This window comes from Bradyrhizobium macuxiense, assembly GCF_007993935.1.
Taxonomy (GTDB): domain Bacteria; phylum Pseudomonadota; class Alphaproteobacteria; order Rhizobiales; family Xanthobacteraceae; genus Bradyrhizobium; species Bradyrhizobium macuxiense_A.
Map to the genome: position 1 here is coordinate 290,627 of NZ_VITY01000005.1, position 24,719 is coordinate 315,345.

Here is a 24,719-nt window from a genome sequence, read left to right on the forward strand (position 1 = left end):
CGCGGATAGACCTGCCCCGGATTGCGCTTCGCTCCATCCGGGCTACGATTGATCAAACTAAAACGGCCGCTCGATTGGAGCGGCCGTTGTCGTTTCAGCGATCGCGTTTACGCGTAATCGCTGTTGTCGTCGCCGCCGTTATCGTCGAAGTCGTCGGCGTCTTGATCATCGTCGCTGTCCCGGTCGGCCTGCGCCTGGTCGAACGCGCCGGCGCGCGAGCCGCTGTCGCGGTTGGAGCCGATGTCGTTGACCCCGGCGTCACGCGCGAGGTCGCTCGATGACTGGTCGCCGCCCCAGGGACGCGAACCGCCAGTGAGGCTGCCGGCATCGGCCAGCGACTGGTGGCCGCTGCCACCCATCATGCCGCGGATGCTGGAGAGCAGCAGCCCGCCGCCGACCACACCGGCCGCGGCCGCAGCCGCGGTGCCGAGGAACGAGCCGCCACCGCCACCGGGCGCGCCGCTGCCGAAGGCCGGGGGCTGGGGGCCGTTATACGGCTGGCCGTATTGCGGCTGGCCGTAGCCGCCGGCCTGCTGGATTGCCTGTCCCGAGTTCCAGACCGGGCGGCCGCCGCCGATGTCGGGCGCGCGCACCGGCGGCACCGAGCCGTGCGGCTGGCCTTGTCCCTGGCCGAAGATCGCATCGCGCATCGAATCGAGGAACCCGCCGCCCTGCTGCTGCGCCCCCTGCTGCTGGCCGACCGCGGCCTCGAGCTCCTGGATCCGGTCATGGGCGCGCTTCAGTGCCTCGTCCTGCACCAGCGCGGTCTGCACCAGCGCGTAGACCGCATTCGGCGCGTTGCGCAGGCCCTGCATGATCGCGGACATGGCCTCGCTGTCGCGCGGGGCATTCTCCAGCTTGGCGAGCCGGTCGAAGAGATCGTCGATCAATTGGCGTTCTTGCGGTGTCATGGCGTTCTCCATCGCGTCGATCGAATCGGCGCGCGGCTGATGTAGGACGGGCTTTGTGGCGCAAGGAGTGGGGGCCAGAATTAAATTTATGTATGCGACAATACGACCGGATGAACCTGAAGCGTTTTCGAGCGATGTGGATACCGGTTCGCGCGAAGAAAACGGGCCAAAACAAGCGTCAGGCCTGTGTAACTCTATTCGAGTGTAACTTTATTCAGGGCCAGCAGCGCCGGGAAATCGTCGCCGGCGAGATAGGCATGCTCGGTTTCGCGCTGCGTCGTCAGCGGGTCGAGGCTCTCAAGTGTTTCATCAACGAAACCGGGGTGGCACATCACCAGCCCGTCCTCCGGCAGGCCGTCGAGAAAGCCGCGCATCAGCGCCGCGAAATCGTTCTCGCGGGTGAAATCATAGGCGCCGGCGAAGGCCGGGTTGAAGCGCAGGCCGGATCGCTGCGCCTTGATCCGGAACTGGGTGCTGAGCACGTTGAGCACCAGCGCCTTCGGTGCCGCCAGCTGGCGCGCGAGCGGACCTTCGCGGCCGCACTGCCGCACCCAGGCGTCCGGCGCGCGCTCCTTCACGGCGCGCAGGAAGCCGTCGCGGACCTGCGGGAACAATTGCGCGTGCTGGTGGCCGTCGACGAAATCGGGCGCGCGGCCGAACAGCTCGTGGAACGCATCGAGCTGCGCCAGCACCTCGGCATGAACCAGCTCGGCGTCGAGCCGGTGCATCAGCCCGGCGCGCAGCAGCCGCGGGAACGGCAGGAACATGTCGCCGTCGAGCGGGCGGAAATGCATGGTCAGCGGCCGGAACGGCGCGGTCAGCGTCACATGCAGCCCGATCGCGCAGCGCGGGCTTTTCGCGACCGATTCCTGCAATGCGGCCGCGGCCTCGCGGCCGATCGCCGGCGTCACCATCATCACCGACGTCGCATTGAGGCGGCCGCGATCGATCAGATCGCGGATCGCGCGGTTGACGCCGTCACTCAAGCCATAATCGTCAGCACACAGCCAGATCCGGCGCGGCGGGATTTCGCTCATTCGGCGGCGGTCCGCTCGGAGGCATCTTGCGTCGCGCCGCCGTCGGCGTGCTTCTCGGTATGCTCGGCGACGAAGTAGATCGGCCGGGCCTTCAGCTCGGAGAGGATCTTGCCGATATATTCGCCGACGATGCCGATCATGATCAGCTGCACGCCGCCGATCGTCATCACGCCGATCATCAGCGACGGATATCCGGGCACCTGCTTGCCGGTGGTCAAGACTTCCCAAAGGATCGAGAGGCCGAACAGGAAGGCCGCGCCCGCGAGCAGCGCGCCGAGCAGGCTGGCAAAGCGCAGCGGGGCCACCGAGAACGAGGTCAGGCCCTCGATCGAGAGGCCGATCAGCCGTCCGGCGTTGAAGGTGGTGACGCCATGCGCCCGCGGCGCCGGCTCGTAGTCGACACGGATCTGCTTGAAGCCGATCCAGCTGGCGAGGCCCTTGAAGAAGCGGTTGCGCTCCGGCAATTGCCGCAAGGCCGCCGCCGCGCGCGGCGACAGCAGGCGGAAGTCGCCGGCATCCTCGGGGATCTGCTGCCGCGCGCCCCAGTTGATCAACGCGTAGAAGCCGCGCACGGCAAGCCGCCGCGCCGCCGATTCATTGTCGCGATGCGCCTTCGCGGTGTAGACCACGTCGTAGCCGTCATCGATCCAGTGCGCGACCAGTTGCTCCACCAGGGTGGGCGGATGCTGGCCGTCGCCATCCATGAACAGCACCGCGCCGCGGCGGGCATGGTCGAGGCCGGCCATCAGCGCCGCCTCCTTGCCGAAATTGCGCGACAGCGACACCACCTGCAGGTCGAGCCCATCGGCGGGCAGGCCGCGCGTGATGGCGAGCGTATCGTCAGCGCTGCCGTCGTCGACATAGATCACTTCGCAGGCCAGCCCGTAGCGGGCGCGCAGCGACCTCGCGAGGTCGATCAGCCGTTGGTGCAGCGCACTTAGCCCGGCGGCCTCGTTGTAGACGGGCACGACGATGGACAGACCCTGCGCGGCGGCGGTCTTGGCGGTCGTGGTCAGGCTGGAAACGTCAGAGCCCAGCATCATCGGTCAGGTTCCAGAACTAGAGCGTTGTCGGGCGAAGCGGGTTCCGGTTCGCGTGCAGAAAACGCGTCACAACGAGCGATCACGAACACAATATGGTACCGGCGGCCGGCTGTCGCCAACATGAACGGCCGGGCCGACTCATTGTCGCAGGAACGCCTCGAGCTTGGCGAACAGCGGATTCTCGCGGTCGAACACATAGTCCAGCGACACCACCGAGACGGTTTCGGCGCCGTGCTCGCGCAGGAAGCTGCCGAGCGCGTAGAGCTTGTCCGGTGGGCAGTGCAGCGTAAGCATGCCCGACGAGGTCGGGCCGCCGAACGGGGCGACCACGCCGAAGCGCTGATGCGCCTCGGACAGCAGCGCATCGTTGCAGCCGGCGAAGCGGGTGCGGACCTCGCGGTACTTGGCCGCACGGGCCCGTGCGGCGATGTGGTCGAGGATGACGCGCGCGGTCTCGCGGGCGCCGGTCGACCAGTCGGCATCCTTTGAGGCCACCAGATTGGCCTGGCTGCGCAGCATCACGCCGTCGTCGAGCACTTTCAGCCCGTTGGCGGCGAGCGTCGCGCCTGTCGTCGTGATGTCGACGATCAATTCGGCGGTGCCGGCCGCGGGCGCGCCTTCGGTGGCGCCGGCGCTCTCGACGATGCGGTAGTCGCCGACGCCGTGCTTGGCGAAGAAGCCGCGCGTCAGGTTGATGTATTTGGTCGCAACCCGCATGCGGTGATTGTGCTGCTCGCGGAAGCCGCTCGCGACGTCGTCGAGGTCGGCCATGGTGCGGACGTCGATCCAGGCCTGCGGCACCGCGACCACGACATTGGCGAAGCCGAAGCCGAGGCCTTCGATCATCAGCACGCGCTTGTCGGGATCCGGAATGCTCTCGCGCACCAGGTCCTCGCCGGTGACGCCGAGATGCACCGCGCCGCGCGCCAGATTGGCCGCGATCTCGCTCGCCGACAGATAGGCGATCTCGACATTGTCGACGCCGGCGATGGTGCCGCGATAGTCGCGCGCGCCGCCCGCCTTCGACAGCGTCAGCCCGGCGCGGGCGAAGAAGCTTTCCGCGTTTTCCTGCAGGCGTCCCTTGGACGGAACGGCGACGACAAAGGGCGTGCTCATTGGGTGGCTCCGCGGCCGGCGGCCTTGCCATGCCGGGTCATCGCCTCGATCCAGACCGAGAAGCCGACCGCGGGGATCGGATTGGCCGATCCGAGCTGCGACATCAGCCCGTCATAGCGGCCGCCCGCGACCAGCGGCTCGCTGCCGTTGCCCTTGGCGTGCAGCTCGAATTCGAAGCCGGTGTAGTAGTCGAGGCCGCGGCCGAATGCGGTCGAAAACCGCGTTGTCCTGATGTCGATGCCGCGCGCGGCCATGAAGCCGACCCGGCTCTCGAACTGGTCGATCGCGGCGGCAAGGTCGAGCTTGGCGTCACTGGCCAGCGCGCGCAGCTGCGCCACCGCGTCGTCGGGATCGCCCGAGATGGCGAGGAAGCGCTTGATGGTCGCGACCGCATCGCGCGGCAGCGCGCCGGCCTTCAAGGTCGATTGTTCGAGGAAGCGGTCGGCGATCTCGGCCACCGTGCGGCCGCCGACATTGGTGGTGCCGGCAATCGACATCAGGTCGGTGACCAGCGCCAGCGCCGCCTTGCGGTCGGAGCCGGCCAGCGCCGCCAGCACGCCCTCATATTCGTTGCGGCCCGGCGCGGTCGAGAGTGTCAGCTGCTCGATGTCGTCGGTCAGCGAGACCTTGCGGTTGAAATCCTTGATCAGGCGCCGTCGCCACACCGGGTAGAGCTCCAGTGCATCGATCAGCGCGTTGAACAGCGCGACGTCGCCGGTGCGGATCTCGACGTCTTTCAGCCCGAACGCGGTGGTCGCCTCCAGCGCCAGCGCCAGCATCTCGGCGTCGGCCGCGGCGCGGTCCTGCCGTCCGAAGGATTCGATGCCGGCCTGCAGGAACTGGCTCGGCGCGCCGCCGCGATAGCGGAACACCGGGCCGAGATAGCTGAAGCCGGCCGGCTGGCCGGCACGAGGCGAGGCGAGGTAGTCGCGTGCCACCGGGATCGTGAGGTCCGGGCGCAGGCAGAGCTCTTCGCCGCTTGGGTCGGTCGTCAGATACAGGCTCTTGCGGATGTCCTCGCCGGAGAGGTCGAGGAACGGCTCGGCCGGCTGCAGGATCGCCGGTTCGGACCTGACGTAACCGGCCTGCGCGAACGAGGCCAGCAGCGCATCCGCCCATAGAGCGGATCCGGCGGCGGATCGTGGTGCGGCAGCTTCGGTCATCTCAAGGTCCAATTCGCCCCGCAATCGCGTTTCGAGGCCGGTTCCAAAGGTGGTGTTGGCGGAGCCCTTAGCACGGCCGATCCATGGTTACGACAGGGATCAGCCAAAGATCAGCCAAGTGGCTTAATGATTGGGTTCGTTAACGATTTTGCGACGGCTTGGCTAGGTGCAGATGTTCCCCACAGGCGCGGCGTCGTAGCCCGGACGGAGCGCAGCGAAATCCGGGTCACCTCGCCTCGTTGTGGACCTACCCGGATTGCGCTTCGCTTCATCCGGGCTACGCAGCTCGCCCTTACTGCCCCCAATCCCCGAGCGCCGCCTGCACCAGTGCCAGCGCGGCGACGGCGGCGGTGTCGGCGCGCAGGATGCGCGGGCCGAGTGCGAGGCGCAGGATGGTGGGCTGGCGCAGCAGCAGCGCGCGCTCCTCCTCGGCGAAGCCGCCTTCGGGGCCGACCAGGACGTCGACCCCGGCATTCAGAGCCTTCGCCGCCTGCAACGCCTGCACCGGGTTTTCGACCTCGGCCGCCTCGTCGCAGAACACCAATAGCCGCGCCCGGTCGCGGCCGGCGAGGAAGCGCTCGAGGGGCACGGGATCGGCGACCTCGGCAAGCGAGATGATGCCGCATTGCTCGGCAGCCTCGACCACATTGGCGCGCATCCGTTCGCCATTGACCCGCGACACCTGGGTGAAGCGCGTCAGCACCGGCACCAGCCGCGCGGCGCCCATCTCGACGGCCTTTTGCACCATGTAGTCGAGCCGCGCATGCTTCAGCGGCGCGAACACATAGGCGACGTCGGGCAGGCGATCCTGCGCGCGGGTCTGCGCCGTGATCGTCAGCGTGTCGGCGCGCTTGCGGCCGGAAATCGCCGCGCGCCATTCGCCGTCACGCCCGTTGAACACCAGCACGGTGTCGCCGGCACCAAGCCGCAGCACGTTGCCGAGATAATTGCTCTGGTCGCGTTCGAGCGAAACGGTTGCGCCGGCGCCAAGCGGCGCATCGACGAACAAACGGGGGCTGCGAAAATCGTGTTCGGGCATGTCCTATTCCGGTTCCGGGCCGCGTTTTAGCCCAAAAGACGCTGCCAGGTAGCGGCGATGTATCGGCTCATGCCCATGTAGCCCTTGAAGGCGATCGGAGAGGCACTCGTGTTGGTCTATCGCTCATTGCTGCTGCTGGCACTGGCCGCTGCATCCGCGCCGGCCGGCAATGCGTTCGCTCAGGGCGGACCTCCGCCATTTCCGAGCGATGGCGCTGTCCCAGAGCCATCTTCCGAAGCCTGCACCAACGATTTCGCTTCGCTGCGCCGGGATACCGAGGCGAGGGGCAGGTTGATCAAGGCGGCCGCGGATCGCCACGCGCCGCCCGCCGAAGCCTGCACCTTGATCAACAGCTACAACCAAGCCGAGATCAAGATGATCAAATTTGTCGAAGCCAATGCGGCCCGCTGTGCAATTCCGTTGCAGATTGCGGTCCAGCTCAAGACTGGTCACACCAATACCGAAACATTGCTCAGGAAGGTCTGCGCGAAGGCAGAACAGGCTGCAGCCCGGCCCGCAGGACAGGTCGGCGACTTCGATCACCTGATCAACCGTCAAATTCCCTGACGGCCATCGTTCGCCGGCGCCGAGGCGGCTTCAGTGCCGCGCGCAAATTTACCAAACCGAACAACACCGTAATCCCGCGGACTCGCCATGAACTCGCAGGCCGACTAGAAAGGAACTGTCGATACATTGCTTCTGTCACCAAGTCATATTGAAGTCCGAGGGGTCGCTTGCACGCGGCCCCTTTTGTTGTTCGGCCGGTGCGGCCCGCAGATTCAGGTCGGCGGATGACCGAAAATCCTGTTCAGGCAGATTTGAAGCCCCGTTTTTACCGCCGTTCGTAGCCTAAAGGCTTAGAATCCGGGAACAATTTAATGTGGCCGGTGTGGCCCTACGCCGCGCTGTCGCCCAAATCCACGGGTTGTTAAGGGCTCACAGGAATCGTAAAACGCCCCCAATTTCGTTGCTTCGTTTTCGTTGCGCTGGGGTTGCCTGGACCTTTTGCCGGAGAAACACCCTCGATGATCCGCCGACTGATCGTGCTGACCGTTGCCGCGACCGCCCTCTCTGCGGGGCAGGCCGCTGCGCAGAGCGCTTTTCCGGCTCCGCTGCCTGGACAGGCCGGCAGCGTCAACGACCCCGCGTTCCCGCCGGTGAATGGCGCGCGGCCGGCCAGGGCCGCGACCGCTCCCGATCCAGCGTTCCCGCCAGTCAACGGCGCGCCGGCGGCCAGGGTCGGCGCTACGCCGTCGGCATTTCCGTCCAATGGTGCGGCTCCGATCGCCGGCGGCGGTCTGTCATCCCCACCGCCCCCGCCGGGGGCCGGTGGTGGTGGGGGTCCCGGTGACGCCTGCATGAAGGATTTCGTGCCGCTGCGCGAGGAGACCGAGAAGCGCGGCAAGGCGATCAAGGCGGCCAGCGACCGGCACGCCAGCCCGCAAGAGGCCTGCAAGCTGATCGGCAATTACAGCCAGGCTGAAGTCAGAATGATCAAGTATGTCGACACCAACGCGACGAAGTGCGGAATTCCGCCGCAGGTCTCCAACCAGCTCAAGGACGGTCACAAGAATACCGAAGCGCTGCTGAAGAAGGTCTGCAACGTCGCGGAGCAGGCGGCGGCGCAGCCGCGCGGGCCCGCGGGGCCGTCGCTGAGCGACGTGCTCGGCTCGTCCGCCTCGCTGCCGGAAGCGACCCCGACCAAGAAGGGCGGCAGCACCTTCGACACCCTGAACGGCAACGTTCTGACCCGATGATGGATCGCAGATGAGCGATGTCTCCGCCCGCGTTGCCGACTCCACAGGCAACTGGGTGGATACCCATGCGCCGGTCTGGTCGCGGCCCTATCTGCGGCTTGCGCGCTACGACCGGCCGATCGGCTCCTGGCTGCTGTTGATGCCATGCTGGTGGTCGGCGGCACTCGCCGCCGGCGTCGCGCATGATGTTCGCTCGCTCCCGCTCACAGTCCTGCTGTTCTTCATCGGCGCCTTCGTGATGCGCGGCGCGGGCTGCACCTGGAACGACATCACCGACCGCGATCTCGACGCCAGGGTCGAGCGCACCCGGTCGCGCCCGATCCCGGCCGGGCAGGTGACGGTGACGCAGGCGGTGGTCTTCATGGTGCTGCAGGCGCTGATCGGGCTCCTCGTGCTGCTGCAGTTCAACCGCTTCGCGGTCATGACCGGCATCGCCTCGCTGGTGATCGTTGCGATCTACCCGTTCATGAAGCGGATCACCTGGTGGCCGCAGGTCGTGCTCGGCCTCGCCTTCTCCTACGGCGCCCTGATGGGATTTGCGGTGACGCTCGAACGCATCGATCTGACCGCGATCGCGCTCTACGCCGGATCGATCGCCTGGGTGATCGCCTATGACACCATCTACGCCCATCAGGACGCCGAGGATGATGCGCTGATCGGCGTCAAATCCACCGCGCGGCTGTTCGGCGCGCGCACCCATCGGGCGCTGGTGATTTTCTATGGCCTCGCCGTGCTCTTGATCGGCGTGGCGTTCGCGCTCGCAGGCGCGCGCTGGCCGGCCTGGATCGGCCTTGCGGCGTTTGGCTTGCACCTCGCCTGGCAGGTCCGCCGGCTCGACACCAGCGACCCGGCGCTCTGCCTGCGTATCTTCAAATCCAACCGCGACGCCGGCTTCATCCTGTTCGCGAGCATGGTCATCGACGCGGTGATGCGGGCGGGGTAATCGCTGCGTCCTCATCCACGCTGTCATCGCCCGGTGCGGGTGATGGCACCACGTGTTTGACGTATTGAATCGAGAACCATCCACCGCCGTCGTCCTGGCGAAAGCCAGGACCCATTACCCCAGCTGCCCATTGTTGCGCGACGCCGGAGCTATGATCCCGTTCACAATCAAACTCGGTGGTTATGGGTCCTGGCTTTCGCCAAGACGACAAAGAGTTTGAGGCTCGACCTGAGTGCGAAAACTCAATCCCGCGCGATGATCTCGCGTTCGTCGCGATGCACGTTGGCTTCGTTGAGACGGAATCCGGCGCGGCGGCGGACCAGGAATTTCGGGCGGCGCGCGCGGATCGCGTTGCGGCGTCGGCGGCGCGGGGCAGGCGTCCGCGGTGCCGGCTCGCTCAGTTGCGGCAAACGGAAGATGTCGCTCCACATCTGCCAGGCGGAGGTGATTTCATCGGCATCCGAACTGGAGCCGAGCGGAATGGAGAGCGCGGGATCGCGGTGCACCAGCACCAGCATCTGCGCGTCGTCGATGCCGCGCACCGCGACGCCGAGGAAATCGCTGACGCGGACATTGACCGCCATCCGCATCCCGAGAACGGCGCGGCGCAGCACGACATGTTCGCGATGAAGCTCGACCTGCCGCGTGCCGCCGTCCGCGCGCGCATCCTGCGCGTGGAAGCTGAGCGGAAGGGAAAGAGGGTCGAGCCGCATTGCGCAGCTCGACCCGGCGGAATTGATTCCGCTTGTTGGTGTTTGACGCCTCAAAGCTCTAGTCTCCCCGCCGGGATTATGTTCCCCGGTCGATGTGTGAGAGCCTAGCCGAGCGATTGCCGTTTCGGCTTAAAAAGCCTGGTTAATCGCTCCTCACCTGGCGCCATGATTGACAAGAGGTTGGCCCGCATGATTGACGAAGCCTTGCACCGATCACTCAAATCTTTGTTGCCTGCCGGCGCAAAGTGCTTGAAATCCCTGTGAATCCGGCACATCTGGTGAGGTCTGTCGACCTCGTTCCGGGCCCCCCTCAATCCGCAGGAATTCGTTCGTGAACTCTTCACCATCTGCATCGCGACACGGCGATACCTCCGATCTGTTTGACCAATCCGCGCTCAGCGACCTCGCGCAGCGCCTGGTCGATGCCGCCAAGCGCGCGGGCGCCGATGCCGCCGATGCCATCGCGGTGCGCGGCGTCTCGCAAGGCGTCGAGGTGCGCGATGGCCGGGTCGAGGAAACCGAGCGCTCCGAGGGCGACGACGTGGGTCTGCGGGTGTTCGTCGGCCAGCGCCAGGCCGTGGTGTCGACCAATGACGTCACCGGCGACGGGATCGCAAAGCTCGCCGAGCGCGCGGTCGCGATGGCGCGCGTGGCGCCGGACGACAAATATGTCGGGCTGGCCGATCCCGCGCTCCATGCGCATGATTTCCCTGACCTCGATCTGCTCGACCGCAATGTGCCGACCACGGCCGAGCTCGAGCAGCGCGCCATTGCGGCGGAGGCTGCGGCGCTCGCGGTCAAGGGCGTCACCAAGTCCGGCGGGGCGTCGGCCTCGACCGGGATCGGCGGCATGGTGCTGGTGACGTCGACCGGTTTCCACGGTTCTTATCTGCGTTCCAGCCACGGCATCTCCACGACCGCGATTTCCGGCGAGGGCACCGGGATGGAGCGCGACTACGACTTCACCAGCGCGCCGCATGCCTCCGATCTCGATTCACCCACGACCGTTGGCCGCAAGGCCGGCGAACGCGCGGTGGCGCGGTCGAACCCGCGCAAGGTCGAGACCTGCAAGGTGCCGGTGGTGTTCGATCCGCGGGTTGCCGGCTCGATCGTCGGCCATCTGGTCGGCGCCATCAACGGCGCCTCGATCGCGCGCAAGACCAGCTTCCTGAAGGACAAGCTCGGCGAGCAGCTGTTCTCCAGGGACATCCGTATCATCGACGATCCCTTGCGCGTGCGCGGCCTGCGCTCGCAGACCTTCGATGCCGAGGGCGTCAAGGTGAAGAAGATCGCGCTGATCGACGAAGGCGTGCTGACCACCTGGGTGCTGGACTCCGCGACCGCGCGCGAGCTCGGCCTGATCACGACAGGGCATGCGCATCGCGGCGTGTCGTCCTCGCCGTCACCCGGAACGTATAATCTGCATCTCGAGCCCGGTGTGGTGACGCCGAAGGAGCTGATCTCCGACATCAAGCAGGGCTTCTATGTCACCGACCTGATCGGCTCCGGCGTCAACGGCGTGACCGGCGATTACAGCCGCGGCGCGTCCGGCTTCTGGATCGAGAACGGTGAGATCACCTATCCGGTCAGCGAAGTGACCATCGCAGGCCATCTGCTGCCGATGTTCAAGTCGCTGGTCGCCGCCAACGATCTGGAGTTCCGCTATGGCGTCAATTCGCCGACCTTGCGCATCGAGGGCCTGACGCTTGGCGGACGCTGATACGGACGACTGGACCAAGGCGCGCGATGCCGCCTTGCTGACCAGATCGGTGCAGGAGGCGGGCCGGCTCGCGCTGTCGCTGTTCCGCACCGAATTGAAGAACTGGATCAAGGGCGCGTCCTCGCCGGTCTCCGAGGCCGACATCGCGGTCAACGATCTGCTGGAGCAGCAGCTGCGCTCGGCGACGCCGGCCTATGGCTGGCTGTCGGAGGAGAGCGCCGACGACGCGAGCAGGCTCGACAGGCGCTTCACCTGGATCGTCGATCCGATCGACGGCACCCGCGCCTATCTCGCCGGGCGCGAGGATTGGTGCGTCAGCGTGGCGCTGGTTGAAAATGCGTCTCCGGTACTCGCGGCGGTGTATGCGCCGGTGAGCGAGGAATTCTTTTTCGCCGCCCGCGGGCAGGGCGCCACCCTAAACGACGCCGCCGTGCACGCGACCGCGGGCGTCGATTTCAATTTTCCGCGCATGGCCGGACCGAAACCGCTGGTGCAACGGCTCAGCCCGACGCCGGACGAGATCACGCTGTTTCCGCGGATCGGATCGCTGGCCTTGCGGTTGTGCCGCGTAGCACAAGGTCGACTTGACGCGGCCTTCGCGGGCGGGCAAAGCCGCGACTGGGATCTTGCCGCCGCGAATTTGATCGTGCAGGAAGCGGGTGGTAAGATGACAGCGCTCTCGGGGGAAGCGATTGAGTACAATCGCCGGGAGGTGACGCATGGGGTGCTGGTGGCAGCAGGACGCGAACGTCATGCACGCATTGTCGAGCATTTTCGCAGCCGTCCATTGCCGTGAGGCCTCGCTGATCCGCTCCGCGCTTCCGATTGTGACAACAAGACTTGTTACGACAGACTTGTGACGACCAGACTTGCGACGACACGACCTGTGACGACCACGACTTCAGTTCTTTGCCGGGCATCTCGTTAGGAAAACCACCACCATGTCAGACAATGCCCAGCCTCAGCTGCTTCACCTCGTTATCGGCGGCGAGTTGACCGATCTCGAGCACAACACCTTCAAGAATTTGGACGAAGTCGAGATCGTCGGCGTCTACCCGAACTACGCGACCGCCTATGCGGCCTGGAAGGCGAAGGCGCAGGCGACCGTGGACAACGCCCAGATGCGCTATTTCGTCGTTCACCTCCACCGGTTGCTCGATCCTGAGCAGGACACAAAGCACTCCCATTGAAACGACTATTTCGCGATCTGCTGCGCAGCGGCTTCGTGCAGCGCGCGCTGGGTGTGCTTGCGGCCGAATATCTGCGGCTGGTCTGGTACACCAACCGCTTCATCTATCAGCCGTCTGACGTCTACGAGATCGTCGAGCCCCTGATGCCGGCGATCTTCGTGTTCTGGCACGGCCAGCACTTCATGACGCCGTTCATCAAGACCAAGGCGAGCTACCGCGCCAAGGTGCTGATCTCCCGCCACCGCGACGGCGAGTTCAACGCCCTCGCGGTGGAGCGGCTCGGCATCGGCACCATCAGGGGTTCCGGCGACCATTCCGGCGCGTTCCATCGCAAGGGCGGCGTCGGCGCCTTCCTGGAGATGGTGCGGGCGCTGGAAGACGGCTGCAACATGGCCACCACCGCCGACGTGCCGAAGCGGGCGCGGGTGGCGGGTCTCGGGGCCATCATGCTGGCGCGGGAAACCGGCCGGCCGATCGTCCCCTTTGCGATGGTCACCAGCCGATTCATCCGGTTGAAAAACTGGGATTCGACCACCATCAATTTGCCATTCGGGCGCGGCGCAGTGGTAGGTATTGAGCCGGTCTATGTGCCGCCCGATGCCGACGCCGCGACCATGGAAAAGCTTCGGCAGCACGTGGAGAATCTGCTCAACGAAGCGACCCGGCGCGCCTATGCAGCCGTCGGGCGGCCGGAGGCAACGCTTGGCTAGCTCGCTACCGATGACGTTGCGCGTCTACCGCAAGCTGTCGTCCGCGATGGTGCCGCTCGCGCCTGCCCTGATCAAGCGGCGGCTCAAGCTCGGCAAGGAAGATCCCGAACGCGTCGGCGAGCGGCGTGGCGTCAGCGCCGACACCAGGCCGCAGGGCCCGCTGGTGTGGATCCACGGCGCCAGCGTCGGCGAGGTGCTGGCGGCGGTGGGGCTGATCGAACGGCTGCGCGCGCTCAATCTGCGCATTCTGCTCACCTCGGGGACAGTGACCTCGGCCGCGATCGTCGCCAAGCGTTTTCCGCCCGACGTGATCCATCAATACGTGCCGTATGACTCACCGCGCTATGTCGCGCGCTTCCTCGATCACTGGCATCCGTCGCTGGCGCTGTTCATCGAGTCCGATCTGTGGCCGAACCTGATCCTGTCGAGCGCCGCGCGGCGGCTGCCGATGGTCCTGATCAACGGGCGGATGTCGCAGCGCTCGTTCCCGCGCTGGCGCCGGGTCTCCAACACCATCGGCGCGCTGCTCGGACGGTTCGACATCTGCCTCGCGCAGTCGAAGACCGACGCCGAACGCTTTGCCGCGCTCGGCAGCCAAAACGTCGTCGTCACCGGCAACCTCAAGCTCGACGTCGCGGCGCCGCCGGCCGATCCCGCCAAGCTGGAGCGGCTGATGTCGGTGACGCGCGGCCGCGCGATCGTGGTCGCCGCGTCGACCCATCCCGGCGAGGAAGAGATCCTGATCGAGACGCACAAGTCGCTCGCCAAATTCTTCCCCGGGCTGCTCACGGTGATCGTGCCGCGGCACGCCCATCGCGGTGAGGCGGTCGCACAACTCGTGACGGATGCCGGCCTGCGCCCCGGCCTGCGCTCGCACGAGGACCTGCCGGTCGCGACAACGGATATCTACGTCGCCGATACGATGGGCGAGCTCGGCCTGTTCTACCGCCTGGCGCCGATCGTGTTCATGGGCGGCTCGCTGGTCCCGCATGGCGGCCAGAATCCGATCGAGGCGATCAAGCTTGGCGCTGCGATCGTGCACGGCCCGCACGTGTTCAATTTCACCGACGTCTATGACGCGCTCGATCGTAGCGGCGGCGCGCGGCGCGCCGACGACCGGGAAGCGCTGGTCAAGCAGCTCGGCCAGTTCCTTGCCGATCCCGCGTCGCGTGATGCGTCGCTGGCCGCTTCCGAGCGCGTCGTCGAGCAACTCGGTGGTGCGCTGGAACGCACGGTGACCGCTCTCGAGCCCTATCTGTTGCAGTTGCGGCTCGAGATGGGAGCCGCCAATGCGTGAGCCGGCCTTCTGGCACCGGCCGTCGTCTTGGATCGCATCTCTGTTGAGCCCTCTTGCCGCGCTGTACAGCGCGGTCGCCGCGCGGCGGATGCGGCAATCCGGCGCTGATGCCGGCATTCCGGTGATCTGCGTCGGCAACTATCATGTCGGCGGCGCCGGCAAGACGCCGACGGTGCTGGCGCTGGCAAAACTGCTGCGCGAGCTCGACGAACGGCCGGTGGTGCTCAGCCGCGGCTATGGCGGCAGGCTTGCCGGACCGGTCAAGGTCGATCGCGAGCGCCATACGGCGGCCGATGTAGGCGACGAACCGCTGATGATGGCAAGGACCTTGCCGGTCGTGGTGTCGCGCGACCGCGCCGCAGGCCTCGCGCTGGCGCGCGCGCAGGACGCCAGCGTGATCCTGATGGATGACGGTTTCCAGAATCCATCCGTGCTCAAGGACACCTGCCTGATCGTGATCGACGGCACGCGCGGCGTCGGCAACGGCCGCGTGATTCCGGCAGGCCCGTTGCGCGCGCCGCTGTCGCCGCAGCTCGCGCGAACCGACGCGCTGATCGTGGTCGGCGAGGGGAGCGCGGCAGCAAAGATCGCGGCCGATCTCGCATCGCGTGGCAAGCCGGTCTTGTCTGCACATCTGAGGCCCGACCAGGATTCGCTGGCGGCGCTGCGCGGTACTCGTTCGCTCGCCTTCGCCGGCATCGGCGATCCCGCGCGCTTCTTCAACGCGCTGCGCTCAAGTGGCGTCGATGTCGTGCGCAGCCGAGCTTTCCCCGATCATCACGCCTTCACGGCGGGCGAGATCGAACAGCTCACGGCGGACGCGCGAAGCGATGGGCTGACGCTGGTGACGACGGAAAAGGATCTGACGCGGCTGCGCGGTCCGGGCGGGATGCCGGCCCCAGCACAGGCGATCGTGCCGTTCGCGGTGACGATGCAATTCGACGATGCAGCCGCGCTGCGGCGCTTCGTCACCGATCAGCTGTTCAAGGCGCGGGACAGGAGGCTGCGGAGATGAACCGAGCCCTGAGCTCAGGCCTGCGGCTTGACCATGCCGGGATGGTGGCGCTGCAGCACGGCGGTCGGCGTGGCGTAGGCCTCCTGCAGGTCGACGCTCCAATACTTCAGCTCGTCGAGCGGAATCCGGACGTCGGTGATGGCACATCGCACAAAGGTGCCGGGCGAGATCACGCGGAAATCGCCGTCGAGATATTGCACCTGCGCTTCGCCATGGCCCGAGGGACCGAACTTGTTCAGCACGTTTGAGCTCTCCGCCTTGCCTCCGATGAGGCAGCCTTAAATGTTCATGAAGCCGTCTATCACAGATAGGGGGTCATGTCCGCCCGTTAAACCACCGACTTGTGATGATTTGGCGGCGAAAGCGCATGGTAGCGTTGCGGATGTGGTCCGCTGTGTTTGCAGCGCCATGACGAGCCGGCCGGATCGGATGCGCCTCAAGTCAGTTTTCATGTGCCTCGCGATGCTTGCCGTGCCGGCCGCGGCCGCGGCGCCGCTGCCGGCCCCGCGTCAGGTCGAGATTCCCGATGGCAATGTCACGCTGCACGCGCAGCTCTACCGGCCCGACGGCGACGGCCCGTTCCCGACGGTGATCGCACTGCATGGCTGCGGCGGTCTCGCCGGACGCTCCGAGGCCGTGCTGCCGCGCTACCGCGATTGGGCCGAGCAACTGCTCACGTCAGGGCATGCGGTGCTGCTGCCGGACAGTTACGGCTCGCGCGAGCTGGGTCCGCAGTGCCGCATCAGGGAGCACCAGGTCCAGACCCGCCGTGCCCGGGTTGCGGACATCAATGCCGCGCGGCAGTGGCTGGTGCAGCAGAAATGGGTGGCGAAGAGCCGCATCAGCCTGATCGGCTGGGGCAATGGCGCGGCCGCCTTGCTGTGGGCGGTGCGGCCGCAGATGTGGTCGCGCAACGGCGAGCCGGACTTCCGCTCGGCCGTCGCGTTCTACCCGGATTGCCGCACCTCGTTCGGTCTCGGCTGGAGCGCGCGGGTGCCGACGCTGGTTTTGATCGGCGCGCGCGACGATGTCACCTCATCATCGGCCTGCCACCAGATGGTCGACGGCGCGCACGGCCGCAGCGCGCTTGCAAAGATCGTGGTCTATCCCGAGGCCTATCACGATTTCGACCGTGCCAATCTGCCGCTGCATGCGGTCGCGGCCTCCGATGCCGAGATCGCTGAACGCGGTCACATCGGCACCGATGCGGATGCGCGCAAGGACGCGCAGAAGCAGGTCGCGGAGTGGCTGTCGCGCTAGAGCATGATCCGGAAAAGTGCGCAGCGGTTTTCCCCGCGACAAACGCGAAGCGTTTGCGCGTGGATCATGCTCCAAAAAAAGGTCAGAACAAGCTGCCCTGGTCGACCGGCTTGGTGACGCGCTTCGGCGCCGCCGGTTTCGCCTCGCGCTGAGGCTTCGGCTGGCTCTCGGGCGTCGCCGTCGGCTGATCGGCATTGGTGGTGGCGGCGACGCGGCCATCGGCGAACTCGATCGACACGTCGGCGTTGGGTCCGACCGCCGCGGCGGAATGGATCGCGCGTCCCTGCGCGTCGCGCACCAGCGCGAAGCCGCGCGCCAGCACGCCGCGATAGGACAGCGCCGATAGCAGCTGGCTGCGATGGGCGACCCGTGCTTCGAGCCGCTGCATCGTCGTCAGCAGCGCGCGGCGGGCGCGCTCGGCGAGGCGGTGGGTGCGCTCGAGATCGCGGGCGATCGCGTTGCGCTGCGCCTTGGCATTGGCGAGCTTCGAGGCCTTGAGCCGGATCTCGAGCCCGCTGAAACGCTCGCGCCTGCGATGCAGCAGCGCGCGCGCCGACAGTGTGATGCGCTCGCCGGATGCGGTGAGCCGCTGCCGCGCATGCGCGACCTGGCCGCGCAGCACGCCGATGGTGAGCCGCGAGCTCGACGCGGCAAAGCGGCGGAAATGCGCGTGCGTATTGGCCTTCAGCCCGCGCGGCAGCCCGGCGGCGAGATGATCGAGCCGCTGCCGCGGGATCGCGAGCAGTTCGTTCGCCGCAGGCAGCGCGCGCGCCGCGGCACGCAGCTCGGTGCGGCGGGCCTCCTGGGCGCGCTGCCAGCACACCATGGTGCGGCGGGCGAGCGCCTGGACCTCGACGAACAGCTCGCTGCGCACCGGCACCGCCATTTCGGCAGCCGCGGTCGGCGTCGGCGCGCGCTTGTCGGCGACGAAATCGATCAGCGTGATGTCGGTCTCGTGGCCCACCGCCGAGATCAGCGGGATGTGGCTGTCGGCCGCGGCGCGGACCACGATCTCCTCGTTGAACGACCACAGGTCCTCCAGCGAGCCGCCGCCGCGCGCGACGATCAAGAGATCGGGGCGCGGAATCCGGCCGCCTTCCGGCAGCGCGTTGAAGCCGCGGATCGCGGCCGCGACCTGTTCGGCCGAGCCGTCGCCCTGCACCTTGACCGGCCAGACCAGCACGCGGCGGGGAAAGCGGTCTTCCAGGCGATGCAGGATGTCGCGGATCACGGCGCCGGTCGGCGAGGTGACGACGCCGATCACCTCGGGCAGCCAGGGCAACAGCTGCTTGCGGGCCTCGTCGAACAGGCCTTCGGCCGCGAGCTTCTTCTTGCGCTCCTCCATCAGCGCCATCAGCGCGCCAACGCCGGCCGGCTCCAGCGAATCGATGACGATCTGGTACTTCGAGGAGTTCGGATAGGTGGTCAGCTTGCCGGTGGCGATGACCTCGAGGCCTTCCTGCGGCTTGAAGCGCATCCTTGCGTGGGCGAACTTCCAGATCACCGCCTCGATCTTGGCGCTCTCGTCCTTCAGCGCGAAATAGCAATGGCCGGAGGAGTGCGGGCCGCGAAATCCGGAGATCTCGCCGCGAACGCGGACATGGCCGAACCGGTCCTCCACCGTCCGCTTCAGGGCGGAGGAGAGTTCCGAGACGGTGAATTCGGGCGCGTTGACGAGATTCGGCGCGGCAGCAGTCATTTGCAGGTGATTCGGCTGTTTGTGAGCTTCACCGCAACGTAGGGACTTTTGCCCGCCATCGCCAATGCGCGCGCTTGTTTGTCCATATACTCTGTGATACAGAGTTCTCTGTAATCGGCTAAAAGACGAATTGGCCAGAGGGCTGACCGATGATCCCGCAGGCGACGTTGGCAGGTTTCGTCCATTCCGCGGCCGGCGCGGTTCATGCCGCCGTGGCGCTGCTGTGCATCGGTGTCGGGCTGATCCAGTTCTTGCGGCCAAAGCGCGGCGCCGGCCACCGGGCGCGCGGCTATTTCTACGTCTACGCCATGCTGGTCGCCGACGGGACCGCGATGCTGGTCTTTCGGTTCACCGGCGCCTTCAACCTGTTCCACCTCGGCGCGATCATGAACTTCGCCTGCATCGTGGCGGCGGTTGTTCCGCTGCTGCGCAGCCCGCGCCCGATGAACTGGCGACTGCAGCACTACACCTTCATCTCCTGGTCCTACGTGTCGCTGATATCAGCGGCAGCAACCGAAATCGCGGTGCGCCTGCTGCCGCTGACGACGCGCGGGCAGGTCGGGCTGGTGGCATTGGGGCTGTCGATCGCGACCATGACGATCGCCTATGTCCTGATCGGCAAATATCGTCCGCCGGCGGAGGCGCCGCTTTTGTCCGCCAATCTCGCCGAGCAGAGTGGGGTGCCATCATGATCGATAGCCAGCAGGCCAGCGCGGCGCTGAACGACATCAACGACATCGTGCATCGCCTCCGCCAATCGCAAATCTACCAGACCGCCAGTCTGATCATCATCATGTGGGGCGTGTTGGTCTTCCTGGGCTACATCGCCAACTACACATGGCCGCCTCAGGGCTATGCGATCTGGGCCGTCGTCGATCTCGTCGGCATAGCAGGCTCAATCGCAATTGCCACGTTCAGCGGTACAGGTCCGGGGGCGGGCGCTTTCGCCATCCGCTTGCTGATGGCGTTCCTGCTCTTCATCGCATTCGGCATTTTCTGCTCGGTGGTGCTGGGCCATTTCGGACCGCGCCAGATGCTGGTGTTCTGGCCGGTTTTCACGATGCTGTTTTACGCGCTCGCCGGCCTGTGGTTCGGCTACGCCTTCATTGTGATCGCGCTCGGCAGCAGCGCCTTGATCGTGACCGCCTACTTCTACGCCGGTCCGGCACTGCTGTTGTGGATGGCGCTGGTACATGGCGGCGCGCTCGTTCTCGGCGGGCTCTGGATGCGCCGGATCTGACGCGATGGCCGACCTCGACGAGATCATCCACCAGCCGCTGCGGCTGCGGATCATGGCGGCGCTCAACGCGCTGCCGGTTTCGACCGGGCTTGAATTCGCCAGGCTGAAGAAGCTGACCGGCGCCACCGACGGCAATCTCGGCGCCCATATCGAGACGCTGGCGAGGGCCGGCTATGTCGCCGTCGACAAGGCGTTCGTCGGCAAGAAGCCGCAGACCACCGTGACGGCGACCGCGGCCGGCCGTGGCGCCTTTGCCCGCCATGTCGCGACCCTGCAGGAGATCATCGCCGGCAAGCAGCCGTGAGGGGGAATGACGGGGGAATCGGCCCCGTCGCCCCTTGCGGGCCGGCGGGGATTCGTGCGACCGACACAGCTCTTACACCCTTTTGAGCCTGTACCTGATGAACATCCTCCTGCTCGGTTCCGGCGGCCGCGAACATGCGCTGGCGTGGAAGATCGCCGCATCCCCGCTGGTGACGAAACTCTGGTGCGCGCCGGGCAATGCCGGGATCGCGCGCGAGGCCGAATGCGTCGCACTCGATGTCGCCGACCATGCCGCGGTGATCGAATTCTGCCGGCGCAACGCGGTCGATCTGGTGGTGGTCGGTCCGGAGACGCCGCTGGCTGCCGGGATCGTCGACGATCTCGCTGATGTCGGCATCAAGGCGTTCGGGCCGAGCAAGCAGGCCGCGCAGCTCGAGGGCTCCAAGGGCTTCACGAAGGACCTCTGCAGCGAGTTCAGCATTCCGACCGGCGCCTATCGCCGCTTCGACAATGCGAGGGATGCGCTTGCCTACGTCCGTGCCCAGGGTGTGCCGATCGTCGTCAAGGCCGACGGGCTCGCCGCCGGCAAGGGCGTCGTGGTGGCGCAGACGCTGTCCGAGGCTGAGGCTGCCATTGCGATGATGTTCGAGGGTGCGTTCGGCTCGGCCGGCGCCGAGGTCGTGATCGAGGAATTCCTCTCGGGCCGCGAGATCAGCTTCTTCGCGCTGTGCGACGGCGAGACCGCGATCCCGCTCGCGACCGCGCAGGACCACAAGCGGGTGTTCGATCACGACAAGGGCCCGAACACCGGCGGCATGGGCGCCTATTCGCCGACGCCGTTCGTGACGCCCGAGGTCCACGACCAGATCATGATGCGGATCATCCTGCCGACGGTCGCCGGAATGAAGAGCCGCGGCATCCCGTTCAAGGGCGTGCTTTATGCCGGCGTGATGCTGACCGCGCAGGGCCCAAAGCTGTTCGAATACAATGTCCGGTTCGGCGATCCTGAGTGCCAGGTGCTGATGCTGCGGATGATGTCGGACATCGTGCCGGCGCTGCTCGCCTCGATCGACGGGCAATTGAAGAACTTCGATCTGCGCTGGTACCCGGACCCGGCGCTGACGGTGGTGATGGCGGCCAAGGGCTATCCCGGCGACTACATCAAGGGTACGCGGATCGACGGCCTCGATGACGCCGCCAAGGTCGACGGCGTCGAGATCTTCCACGCCGGCACGGTGGCGAAGGACGGCGCAATTCTCGCCAATGGCGGCCGCGTGCTGAACGTCTGCGCGATGGGCAAGACGGTCACCGAAGCGCGCGACCGCGCCTATCAGGCCGTCGATCGCATCAAATGGCCGGAAGGCTTCTGCCGCCGCGACATCGCCTGGCAGGCGGTGGAGACGGAGAAGGCCTAGCTCACCGCGTCATTGCGAGGAGCGAAGCGACGAAGCAATCCATCTATCCCCTGTGTGGAGGAGTGGATTGCTTCGCTTCGCTCGCAATGACGATTAACTACAGCAAGTCCCCGCCCGCCGCGCTGGCCGTGGTGCCGTGCTCGCGGAACGCCTTGATGACGTTCTTGCCGATCTTCCACTTGTGCACTTCATCCGGGCCGTCGACCAGCCGCTGCGAGCGCACCTGGGTGTACCATTTCGCCAGCGGCGTATCCTGGCTGAAGCCGAGTGCGCCGTGCAGCTGGATCGCGGTGTCGATCACCTTGTGCACCATGTGGGCGTGGAAGATTTTCGCAATCGAGTTTTCCTGGCGGATGTCGAGGCCCTTCTCGGCCTTGTAGGCGATGTGAAGCAGCATCAGCCGGCCGATATAGAGCTCGCTGGCGCAATCGGCGAGCATGAACTGCACCGCCTGGCGATCGGCCAAGAGCTGGCCGAAGGTCGAGCGCTTGGTGACGTGGGCTGCCGCCATGTCGAGCGCGCGCTGCGCCTTGGCGACGTTGTGCATGCCGTGGCGGAGCCGGCCGTAGGCGAGGCGATGCTGGCCCATGTTGAAGCCGTTGCCCTCGCCGCCGAGCAGGTTGTCGGCGGGCACTTTCAGATCCTTGATCTCGATCTCGGAGTGGCCGCCATGGATCACGTCGTCGTGCGGCCCCTCGATCGCCATGTTGGCGACGTTGCGCTTGATGCGGTAGCCGGGGTTGGGCAGCTCGACGATGAAGGTCGAGTATTGCTTGTGGCGCGGCGCGTTCGGATCGGTCTTTGCCATGACCAGCGCCATATCGGCGACGCTCGCCGACGAGGAGAACCATTTCTCGCCGTTGAGGATGTAGTTCTCGTTGCCGTCCTTCACCGCCGTGGTCTGCATGCCGGTGGCATCGGCGCCGGCGGCCTTTTCGGTCATCGAGAAGCAGATGCGCTTCTCGCCATTCAGCAGGGGCTTGAGGAATTTTTCCTTCTGGTACTCGGTGCCGTGCGCCAGGATCGTCATCATCGAGGCGTCGTCCGGTCCCTGCGTGTTCATCGAGAGCGCGCCGAGCATGCTCTCGCCGAGCTCCATCTGCACCAGCGCATTGGCGAGCGGGCCGAGGCCCATACCGCCATACTCCTTCGGCACGAAGGGGCACCACAGGCCCTGCGCGCGGGCCTTCTTTCGCAGCGGTCCCAGCACCTCGGCAAGCGGCTTGGTGTCGAGTTCCTTTTCCGCCGGAATGCACTCGTCGTGCACGAATTTGCGAACCTTCTCGCGGATCGCCTTGGCCTCGGCGGGAATCTCAAAATCGATCGACATGGCACTTCCTCGTTTCATGTTGTTGTTGGCAGGACCTCAGGATGGCATAAACCAGGCCAGCGGCAACGCCGAACAAAGTTTGAAGCACGGCGCACGCGGCCGGGAGGAGCTACCGATGCCTGATCTCGCTGATCTTTTTCCCGGCTATGAGTCGAAATGGATCAACACCTCGCAGGGCCGCATCTTCGCCCGCGTCGGCGGCAAGGGGCCGCCCTTGCTGCTGCTGCACGGCTTCTCCTCGACGCATGTGATGTGGCACACCGTTGCGCCGAAACTCGACGACAGCTTCACGCTGATCATCGCCGACCTGCCGGGCTACGGCTGGTCCGACATGCCCGAGAGCGACAAGGATCACACCCCCTATACCAAGCGCGCCTGGGCGAAGACCATGGTCGAGGCGATGGAGCAGCTCGGCCATGTGCATTTCGCGCTCGCCGGCCACGATCGCGGCGGCCGGGTGTCATACCGGCTCGCGCTCGATCATCCCGGCCGGCTGTCGAAGCTCGCGGTGCTCGATATCGCGCCGACCTATGATTACTGGCAGAAGCTCAATCGCCTGTCGGCGCTGAAGATCTACCATTGGGCGTTCCTGGCGCAGCCCTATCCATTGCCGGAGACGCTGATCTCGGGCAATGGCGAATTCTTCCTCAAGCAGAAGATGGCGAGCCAGACCCGGACCAAGACGCTGGATGCGATCGATCCGCGTGCGCTCGAGCATTACCTCGCGCCATTCCGCGATCCCGCGCGGATCCACGCGATGTGCGAGGACTACCGCGCCGGTGCCTATGCCGATTATGAGATCGACAAGGCCGATGTCGAGGCCGGCAACAAGATCACGATCCCGATGCTGGCACTGTGGGGCGATGCCGGTGTCGCCAGCGCGGCGACGACACCGCTCGACACCTGGAAGAATTGGGCCACCAATGTCAGCGGCGCGCCGGTGGCGTCAGGACATTTCCTCCCCGAGGAAGCGCCGGACGCGACGGCGAAGCTGCTGCGGGAGTTTTTCCTGGCGGGGTAACCTCGCGCTTGCACCGTCATCCTGAGGAGCGCGCTCTTGCGCGCGTCTCGAAGGATGCACGGCCCGGCCGGTGGCCGTCGATCCTTCGAGACGCGCTACGCGCTCCTCCAGCGACAAAGGCGAAGCCTTTGCGCGGGGATGACGGGGATACCTTGCTGCCCGCTTCGTAGCCCGGATGGAGCGAAGCGAAATCCGGGACGGTCTCCGCGGATGGGCTCCCGGATTACGCTGCGCTCCATCCGGGCTGCGGCTTCGTCACCGCCGCTCCCTGAAGAACTCGCGCAGCAGCGTCGCCGCTTCGGTCTCTCCCACCGCGCCGTAGACCTCCGGCACGTGGTGGCAGGTCGGCTGCGCGAAGAACCGCACGCCGGACTCGACCGCGCCGCCCTTGGGGTCGGCGGCGCCGTAATACAGCCGGCGGATGCGGGCAAAGGAGATCGCGCCGGCGCACATGGTGCAGGGCTCGAGGGTGACATAGAGGTCGCAATCGACCAGCCGTTCGCTGCCGATGGCGTCGGCGGCCTGCCGGATCGCCAGGATCTCGGCGTGCGCGGTGGGGTCGCGGTCGGTCAATGTCCGGTTGCCGGCGGTGGCGATCACCTCATAGCCCCGCACGATGACGCATCCGATCGGAACTTCGCCCGATTTTCCGGCATTTTCGGCCGTTTTCAGCGCCAAATCCATGAAAGAGGGGGCCGACATGCCTCGTATCATCCGAAGAAACCTGCTAGTAGCTTCGCCTTCAGCAAAAGTGGATGCCGGTTTTGCGTCAAGCGCGCTGCCAACGGGGCGCGCACGACCCGGTTGGCCCTTGCACCCCAATTGAACGCCCAGGC

Annotated in this window: 26 protein-coding genes; 15 read left to right on the plus strand and 11 right to left on the minus strand. The window is 66.2% G+C overall.

Translation table 11 applies throughout. The features are described from left to right. Nucleotides 1-107 precede the first annotated feature (107 nt). The 6 genes from FBZ93_RS15760 to FBZ93_RS15785 all read right to left on the minus strand — a co-directional run bounded on the left by FBZ93_RS15760 (nt 108) and on the right by FBZ93_RS15785 (nt 6,309). Nucleotides 108-911 (minus strand): DUF2076 domain-containing protein, encoded by an 804-nt coding sequence (locus FBZ93_RS15760; RefSeq protein ID WP_167529059.1) that lies wholly within the window; start codon nt 909-911, stop codon nt 108-110. 194 nt (nt 912-1,105) lie between these two features. Beyond that, nucleotides 1,106-1,948 (minus strand): ChbG/HpnK family deacetylase, encoded by an 843-nt coding sequence (locus FBZ93_RS15765; RefSeq protein WP_146986830.1) that lies wholly within the window; start codon nt 1,946-1,948, stop codon nt 1,106-1,108. Then, nucleotides 1,945-2,991 carry a glycosyltransferase family 2 protein gene (locus tag FBZ93_RS15770; protein WP_146986831.1) on the minus strand — a complete coding sequence of 349 codons (1,047 nt, stop codon included), beginning with the start codon at nt 2,989-2,991 and terminating at the stop codon, nt 1,945-1,947. Before FBZ93_RS15770 ends, FBZ93_RS15765 begins: the two co-directional genes overlap by 4 nt. 138 nt (nt 2,992-3,129) lie before the next feature. Continuing rightward, entirely contained in the window at nt 3,130-4,107 is a 978-nt protein-coding gene (gene hisG / locus FBZ93_RS15775; protein WP_146986832.1) for an ATP phosphoribosyltransferase, read from the minus strand. Next, nucleotides 4,104-5,270 carry an ATP phosphoribosyltransferase regulatory subunit gene (locus FBZ93_RS15780; protein WP_146986833.1) on the minus strand — a complete coding sequence of 389 codons (1,167 nt, stop codon included), beginning with the start codon at nt 5,268-5,270 and terminating at the stop codon, nt 4,104-4,106. Before FBZ93_RS15780 ends, hisG begins: the two co-directional genes overlap by 4 nt. Nucleotides 5,271-5,562: 292 nt before the next feature. Then, nucleotides 5,563-6,309 (minus strand): 16S rRNA (uracil(1498)-N(3))-methyltransferase, encoded by a 747-nt coding sequence (locus tag FBZ93_RS15785; RefSeq protein WP_146986834.1) that lies wholly within the window; start codon nt 6,307-6,309, stop codon nt 5,563-5,565. Nucleotides 6,310-6,393: 84 nt separating this feature from the next. Between FBZ93_RS15785 and FBZ93_RS15790 the strand changes: the two genes are divergently transcribed. The 3 genes from FBZ93_RS15790 to ubiA all read left to right on the plus strand — a co-directional run bounded on the left by FBZ93_RS15790 (nt 6,394) and on the right by ubiA (nt 9,009). After that, nucleotides 6,394-6,876: a hypothetical protein gene (locus FBZ93_RS15790; protein ID WP_146986835.1), complete on the plus strand. Its 483-nt coding sequence runs from the start codon at nt 6,394-6,396 to the stop codon at nt 6,874-6,876. A 458-nt stretch (nt 6,877-7,334) separates the two neighbouring features. Continuing rightward, complete coding sequence (locus FBZ93_RS15795) at nt 7,335-8,066, plus strand: hypothetical protein (RefSeq protein ID WP_146986836.1); 732 nt, start codon at nt 7,335-7,337, stop codon at nt 8,064-8,066. A gap of 10 nt (nt 8,067-8,076) precedes the next feature. Further along, nucleotides 8,077-9,009 (plus strand): 4-hydroxybenzoate octaprenyltransferase, encoded by a 933-nt coding sequence (gene ubiA, locus FBZ93_RS15800; RefSeq protein WP_146986837.1) that lies wholly within the window; start codon nt 8,077-8,079, stop codon nt 9,007-9,009. 242 nt (nt 9,010-9,251) lie between these two features. On the opposite strand, the gene FBZ93_RS15805 is transcribed toward ubiA, so the two are convergent. Further along, nucleotides 9,252-9,776 (minus strand): DUF6101 family protein, encoded by a 525-nt coding sequence (locus tag FBZ93_RS15805; protein ID WP_146986838.1) that lies wholly within the window; start codon nt 9,774-9,776, stop codon nt 9,252-9,254. 277 nt (nt 9,777-10,053) lie between these two features. Between FBZ93_RS15805 and FBZ93_RS15810 the strand changes: the two genes are divergently transcribed. The 6 genes from FBZ93_RS15810 to lpxK all read left to right on the plus strand — a co-directional run bounded on the left by FBZ93_RS15810 (nt 10,054) and on the right by lpxK (nt 15,654). Then, nucleotides 10,054-11,442, plus strand: a complete 1,389-nt coding sequence (locus FBZ93_RS15810) for a TldD/PmbA family protein (RefSeq protein WP_146986839.1) — start codon at nt 10,054-10,056, stop codon at nt 11,440-11,442. Further along, nucleotides 11,429-12,238: a 3'(2'),5'-bisphosphate nucleotidase CysQ gene (locus tag FBZ93_RS15815; RefSeq protein ID WP_146986840.1), complete on the plus strand. Its 810-nt coding sequence runs from the start codon at nt 11,429-11,431 to the stop codon at nt 12,236-12,238. The genes FBZ93_RS15810 and FBZ93_RS15815 overlap by 14 nt, the downstream gene beginning before the upstream one ends. Before the next feature lie 145 nt (nt 12,239-12,383). Next, nucleotides 12,384-12,632 (plus strand): DUF4170 domain-containing protein, encoded by a 249-nt coding sequence (locus tag FBZ93_RS15820; RefSeq protein ID WP_050628541.1) that lies wholly within the window; start codon nt 12,384-12,386, stop codon nt 12,630-12,632. Continuing rightward, a complete protein-coding gene (locus tag FBZ93_RS15825) occupies nt 12,629-13,342 on the plus strand; it encodes a lysophospholipid acyltransferase family protein (protein WP_146986841.1) in 714 nt (237 codons plus the stop codon). Before FBZ93_RS15820 ends, FBZ93_RS15825 begins: the two co-directional genes overlap by 4 nt. After that, on the plus strand, nt 13,305-14,639 hold the full coding sequence (locus tag FBZ93_RS15830; RefSeq protein WP_146986842.1) for a 3-deoxy-D-manno-octulosonic acid transferase: 1,335 nt from the start codon (nt 13,305-13,307) through the stop codon (nt 14,637-14,639). Before FBZ93_RS15825 ends, FBZ93_RS15830 begins: the two co-directional genes overlap by 38 nt. Beyond that, entirely contained in the window at nt 14,632-15,654 is a 1,023-nt protein-coding gene (gene lpxK / locus FBZ93_RS15835) for a tetraacyldisaccharide 4'-kinase (RefSeq protein ID WP_146986843.1), read from the plus strand. Before FBZ93_RS15830 ends, lpxK begins: the two co-directional genes overlap by 8 nt. A 14-nt stretch (nt 15,655-15,668) precedes the next feature. Here the strand turns inward: lpxK and FBZ93_RS15840 are convergent, their stop codons facing one another. Continuing rightward, the gene (locus FBZ93_RS15840; RefSeq protein ID WP_076864917.1) at nt 15,669-15,896 is read right to left on the minus strand and encodes a DUF2093 domain-containing protein; all 228 of its coding nucleotides are present in this window, start codon (nt 15,894-15,896) and stop codon (nt 15,669-15,671) included. 187 nt (nt 15,897-16,083) lie between these two features. Here FBZ93_RS15840 and FBZ93_RS15845 point away from each other — a divergent pair, with 187 nt between their 5' ends. After that, nucleotides 16,084-16,914, plus strand: coding sequence for a dienelactone hydrolase family protein (locus FBZ93_RS15845; RefSeq protein WP_146986844.1), 831 nt, complete (start codon nt 16,084-16,086; stop codon nt 16,912-16,914). 82 nt (nt 16,915-16,996) lie between these two features. On the opposite strand, the gene xseA is transcribed toward FBZ93_RS15845, so the two are convergent. Further along, a complete protein-coding gene (gene xseA, locus FBZ93_RS15850) occupies nt 16,997-18,613 on the minus strand; it encodes an exodeoxyribonuclease VII large subunit (RefSeq protein WP_146986845.1) in 1,617 nt (538 codons plus the stop codon). A gap of 149 nt (nt 18,614-18,762) precedes the next feature. Here xseA and FBZ93_RS15855 point away from each other — a divergent pair, with 149 nt between their 5' ends. From FBZ93_RS15855 to purD, 4 genes are all read left to right on the plus strand, one after another. Next, nucleotides 18,763-19,305: a DUF2306 domain-containing protein gene (locus tag FBZ93_RS15855; protein ID WP_146986846.1), complete on the plus strand. Its 543-nt coding sequence runs from the start codon at nt 18,763-18,765 to the stop codon at nt 19,303-19,305. Further along, nucleotides 19,302-19,853: a hypothetical protein gene (locus tag FBZ93_RS15860; RefSeq protein WP_146986847.1), complete on the plus strand. Its 552-nt coding sequence runs from the start codon at nt 19,302-19,304 to the stop codon at nt 19,851-19,853. Before FBZ93_RS15855 ends, FBZ93_RS15860 begins: the two co-directional genes overlap by 4 nt. 4 nt (nt 19,854-19,857) lie before the next feature. Further along, nucleotides 19,858-20,157 (plus strand): winged helix-turn-helix domain-containing protein, encoded by a 300-nt coding sequence (locus tag FBZ93_RS15865; RefSeq protein ID WP_146986848.1) that lies wholly within the window; start codon nt 19,858-19,860, stop codon nt 20,155-20,157. 97 nt (nt 20,158-20,254) lie between these two features. Beyond that, entirely contained in the window at nt 20,255-21,532 is a 1,278-nt protein-coding gene (gene purD / locus FBZ93_RS15870) for a phosphoribosylamine--glycine ligase (protein WP_146986849.1), read from the plus strand. A gap of 97 nt (nt 21,533-21,629) precedes the next feature. Here purD and FBZ93_RS15875 read toward each other — a convergent pair whose 3' ends face one another. Then, nucleotides 21,630-22,862: an acyl-CoA dehydrogenase family protein gene (locus FBZ93_RS15875; RefSeq protein ID WP_076864913.1), complete on the minus strand. Its 1,233-nt coding sequence runs from the start codon at nt 22,860-22,862 to the stop codon at nt 21,630-21,632. A 115-nt stretch (nt 22,863-22,977) separates the two neighbouring features. Between FBZ93_RS15875 and FBZ93_RS15880 the strand changes: the two genes are divergently transcribed. After that, nucleotides 22,978-23,883, plus strand: coding sequence for an alpha/beta fold hydrolase (locus FBZ93_RS15880; RefSeq protein ID WP_146986850.1), 906 nt, complete (start codon nt 22,978-22,980; stop codon nt 23,881-23,883). Nucleotides 23,884-24,138: 255 nt separating this feature from the next. Here FBZ93_RS15880 and FBZ93_RS15885 read toward each other — a convergent pair whose 3' ends face one another. Next, nucleotides 24,139-24,585 carry a nucleoside deaminase gene (locus tag FBZ93_RS15885; RefSeq protein WP_246667505.1) on the minus strand — a complete coding sequence of 149 codons (447 nt, stop codon included), beginning with the start codon at nt 24,583-24,585 and terminating at the stop codon, nt 24,139-24,141. Nucleotides 24,586-24,719 lie beyond the last annotated feature (134 nt).

Bases quoted from the DNA above. Each gene is read 5' to 3' on its own strand.
- purD (WP_146986849.1), top strand. From the start codon at position 20,255: ATGAACATCCTCCTGCTCGGTTCCGGCGGCCGCGAACATGCGCTGGCG.
- FBZ93_RS15860 (WP_146986847.1), top strand. From the start codon at position 19,302: ATGATCGATAGCCAGCAGGCCAGCGCGGCGCTGAACGACATCAACGAC.
- FBZ93_RS15780 (WP_146986833.1), bottom strand. From the start codon at position 5,270: ATGACCGAAGCTGCCGCACCACGATCCGCCGCCGGATCCGCTCTATGG.
- FBZ93_RS15765 (WP_146986830.1), bottom strand. From the start codon at position 1,948: ATGAGCGAAATCCCGCCGCGCCGGATCTGGCTGTGTGCTGACGATTAT.
- FBZ93_RS15885 (WP_246667505.1), bottom strand. From the start codon at position 24,585: ATGTCGGCCCCCTCTTTCATGGATTTGGCGCTGAAAACGGCCGAAAAT.
- ubiA (WP_146986837.1), top strand. From the start codon at position 8,077: ATGAGCGATGTCTCCGCCCGCGTTGCCGACTCCACAGGCAACTGGGTG.
- FBZ93_RS15830 (WP_146986842.1), top strand. From the start codon at position 13,305: ATGCAGCCGTCGGGCGGCCGGAGGCAACGCTTGGCTAGCTCGCTACCG.
- lpxK (WP_146986843.1), top strand. From the start codon at position 14,632: ATGCGTGAGCCGGCCTTCTGGCACCGGCCGTCGTCTTGGATCGCATCT.
- hisG (WP_146986832.1), bottom strand. From the start codon at position 4,107: ATGAGCACGCCCTTTGTCGTCGCCGTTCCGTCCAAGGGACGCCTGCAG.
- FBZ93_RS15875 (WP_076864913.1), bottom strand. From the start codon at position 22,862: ATGTCGATCGATTTTGAGATTCCCGCCGAGGCCAAGGCGATCCGCGAG.
- FBZ93_RS15845 (WP_146986844.1), top strand. From the start codon at position 16,084: ATGCGCCTCAAGTCAGTTTTCATGTGCCTCGCGATGCTTGCCGTGCCG.
- FBZ93_RS15820 (WP_050628541.1), top strand. From the start codon at position 12,384: ATGTCAGACAATGCCCAGCCTCAGCTGCTTCACCTCGTTATCGGCGGC.
- FBZ93_RS15880 (WP_146986850.1), top strand. From the start codon at position 22,978: ATGCCTGATCTCGCTGATCTTTTTCCCGGCTATGAGTCGAAATGGATC.
- FBZ93_RS15865 (WP_146986848.1), top strand. From the start codon at position 19,858: ATGGCCGACCTCGACGAGATCATCCACCAGCCGCTGCGGCTGCGGATC.
- FBZ93_RS15770 (WP_146986831.1), bottom strand. From the start codon at position 2,991: ATGATGCTGGGCTCTGACGTTTCCAGCCTGACCACGACCGCCAAGACC.
- FBZ93_RS15795 (WP_146986836.1), top strand. From the start codon at position 7,335: ATGATCCGCCGACTGATCGTGCTGACCGTTGCCGCGACCGCCCTCTCT.
- FBZ93_RS15855 (WP_146986846.1), top strand. From the start codon at position 18,763: ATGATCCCGCAGGCGACGTTGGCAGGTTTCGTCCATTCCGCGGCCGGC.
- xseA (WP_146986845.1), bottom strand. From the start codon at position 18,613: ATGACTGCTGCCGCGCCGAATCTCGTCAACGCGCCCGAATTCACCGTC.
- FBZ93_RS15785 (WP_146986834.1), bottom strand. From the start codon at position 6,309: ATGCCCGAACACGATTTTCGCAGCCCCCGTTTGTTCGTCGATGCGCCG.
- FBZ93_RS15760 (WP_167529059.1), bottom strand. From the start codon at position 911: ATGACACCGCAAGAACGCCAATTGATCGACGATCTCTTCGACCGGCTC.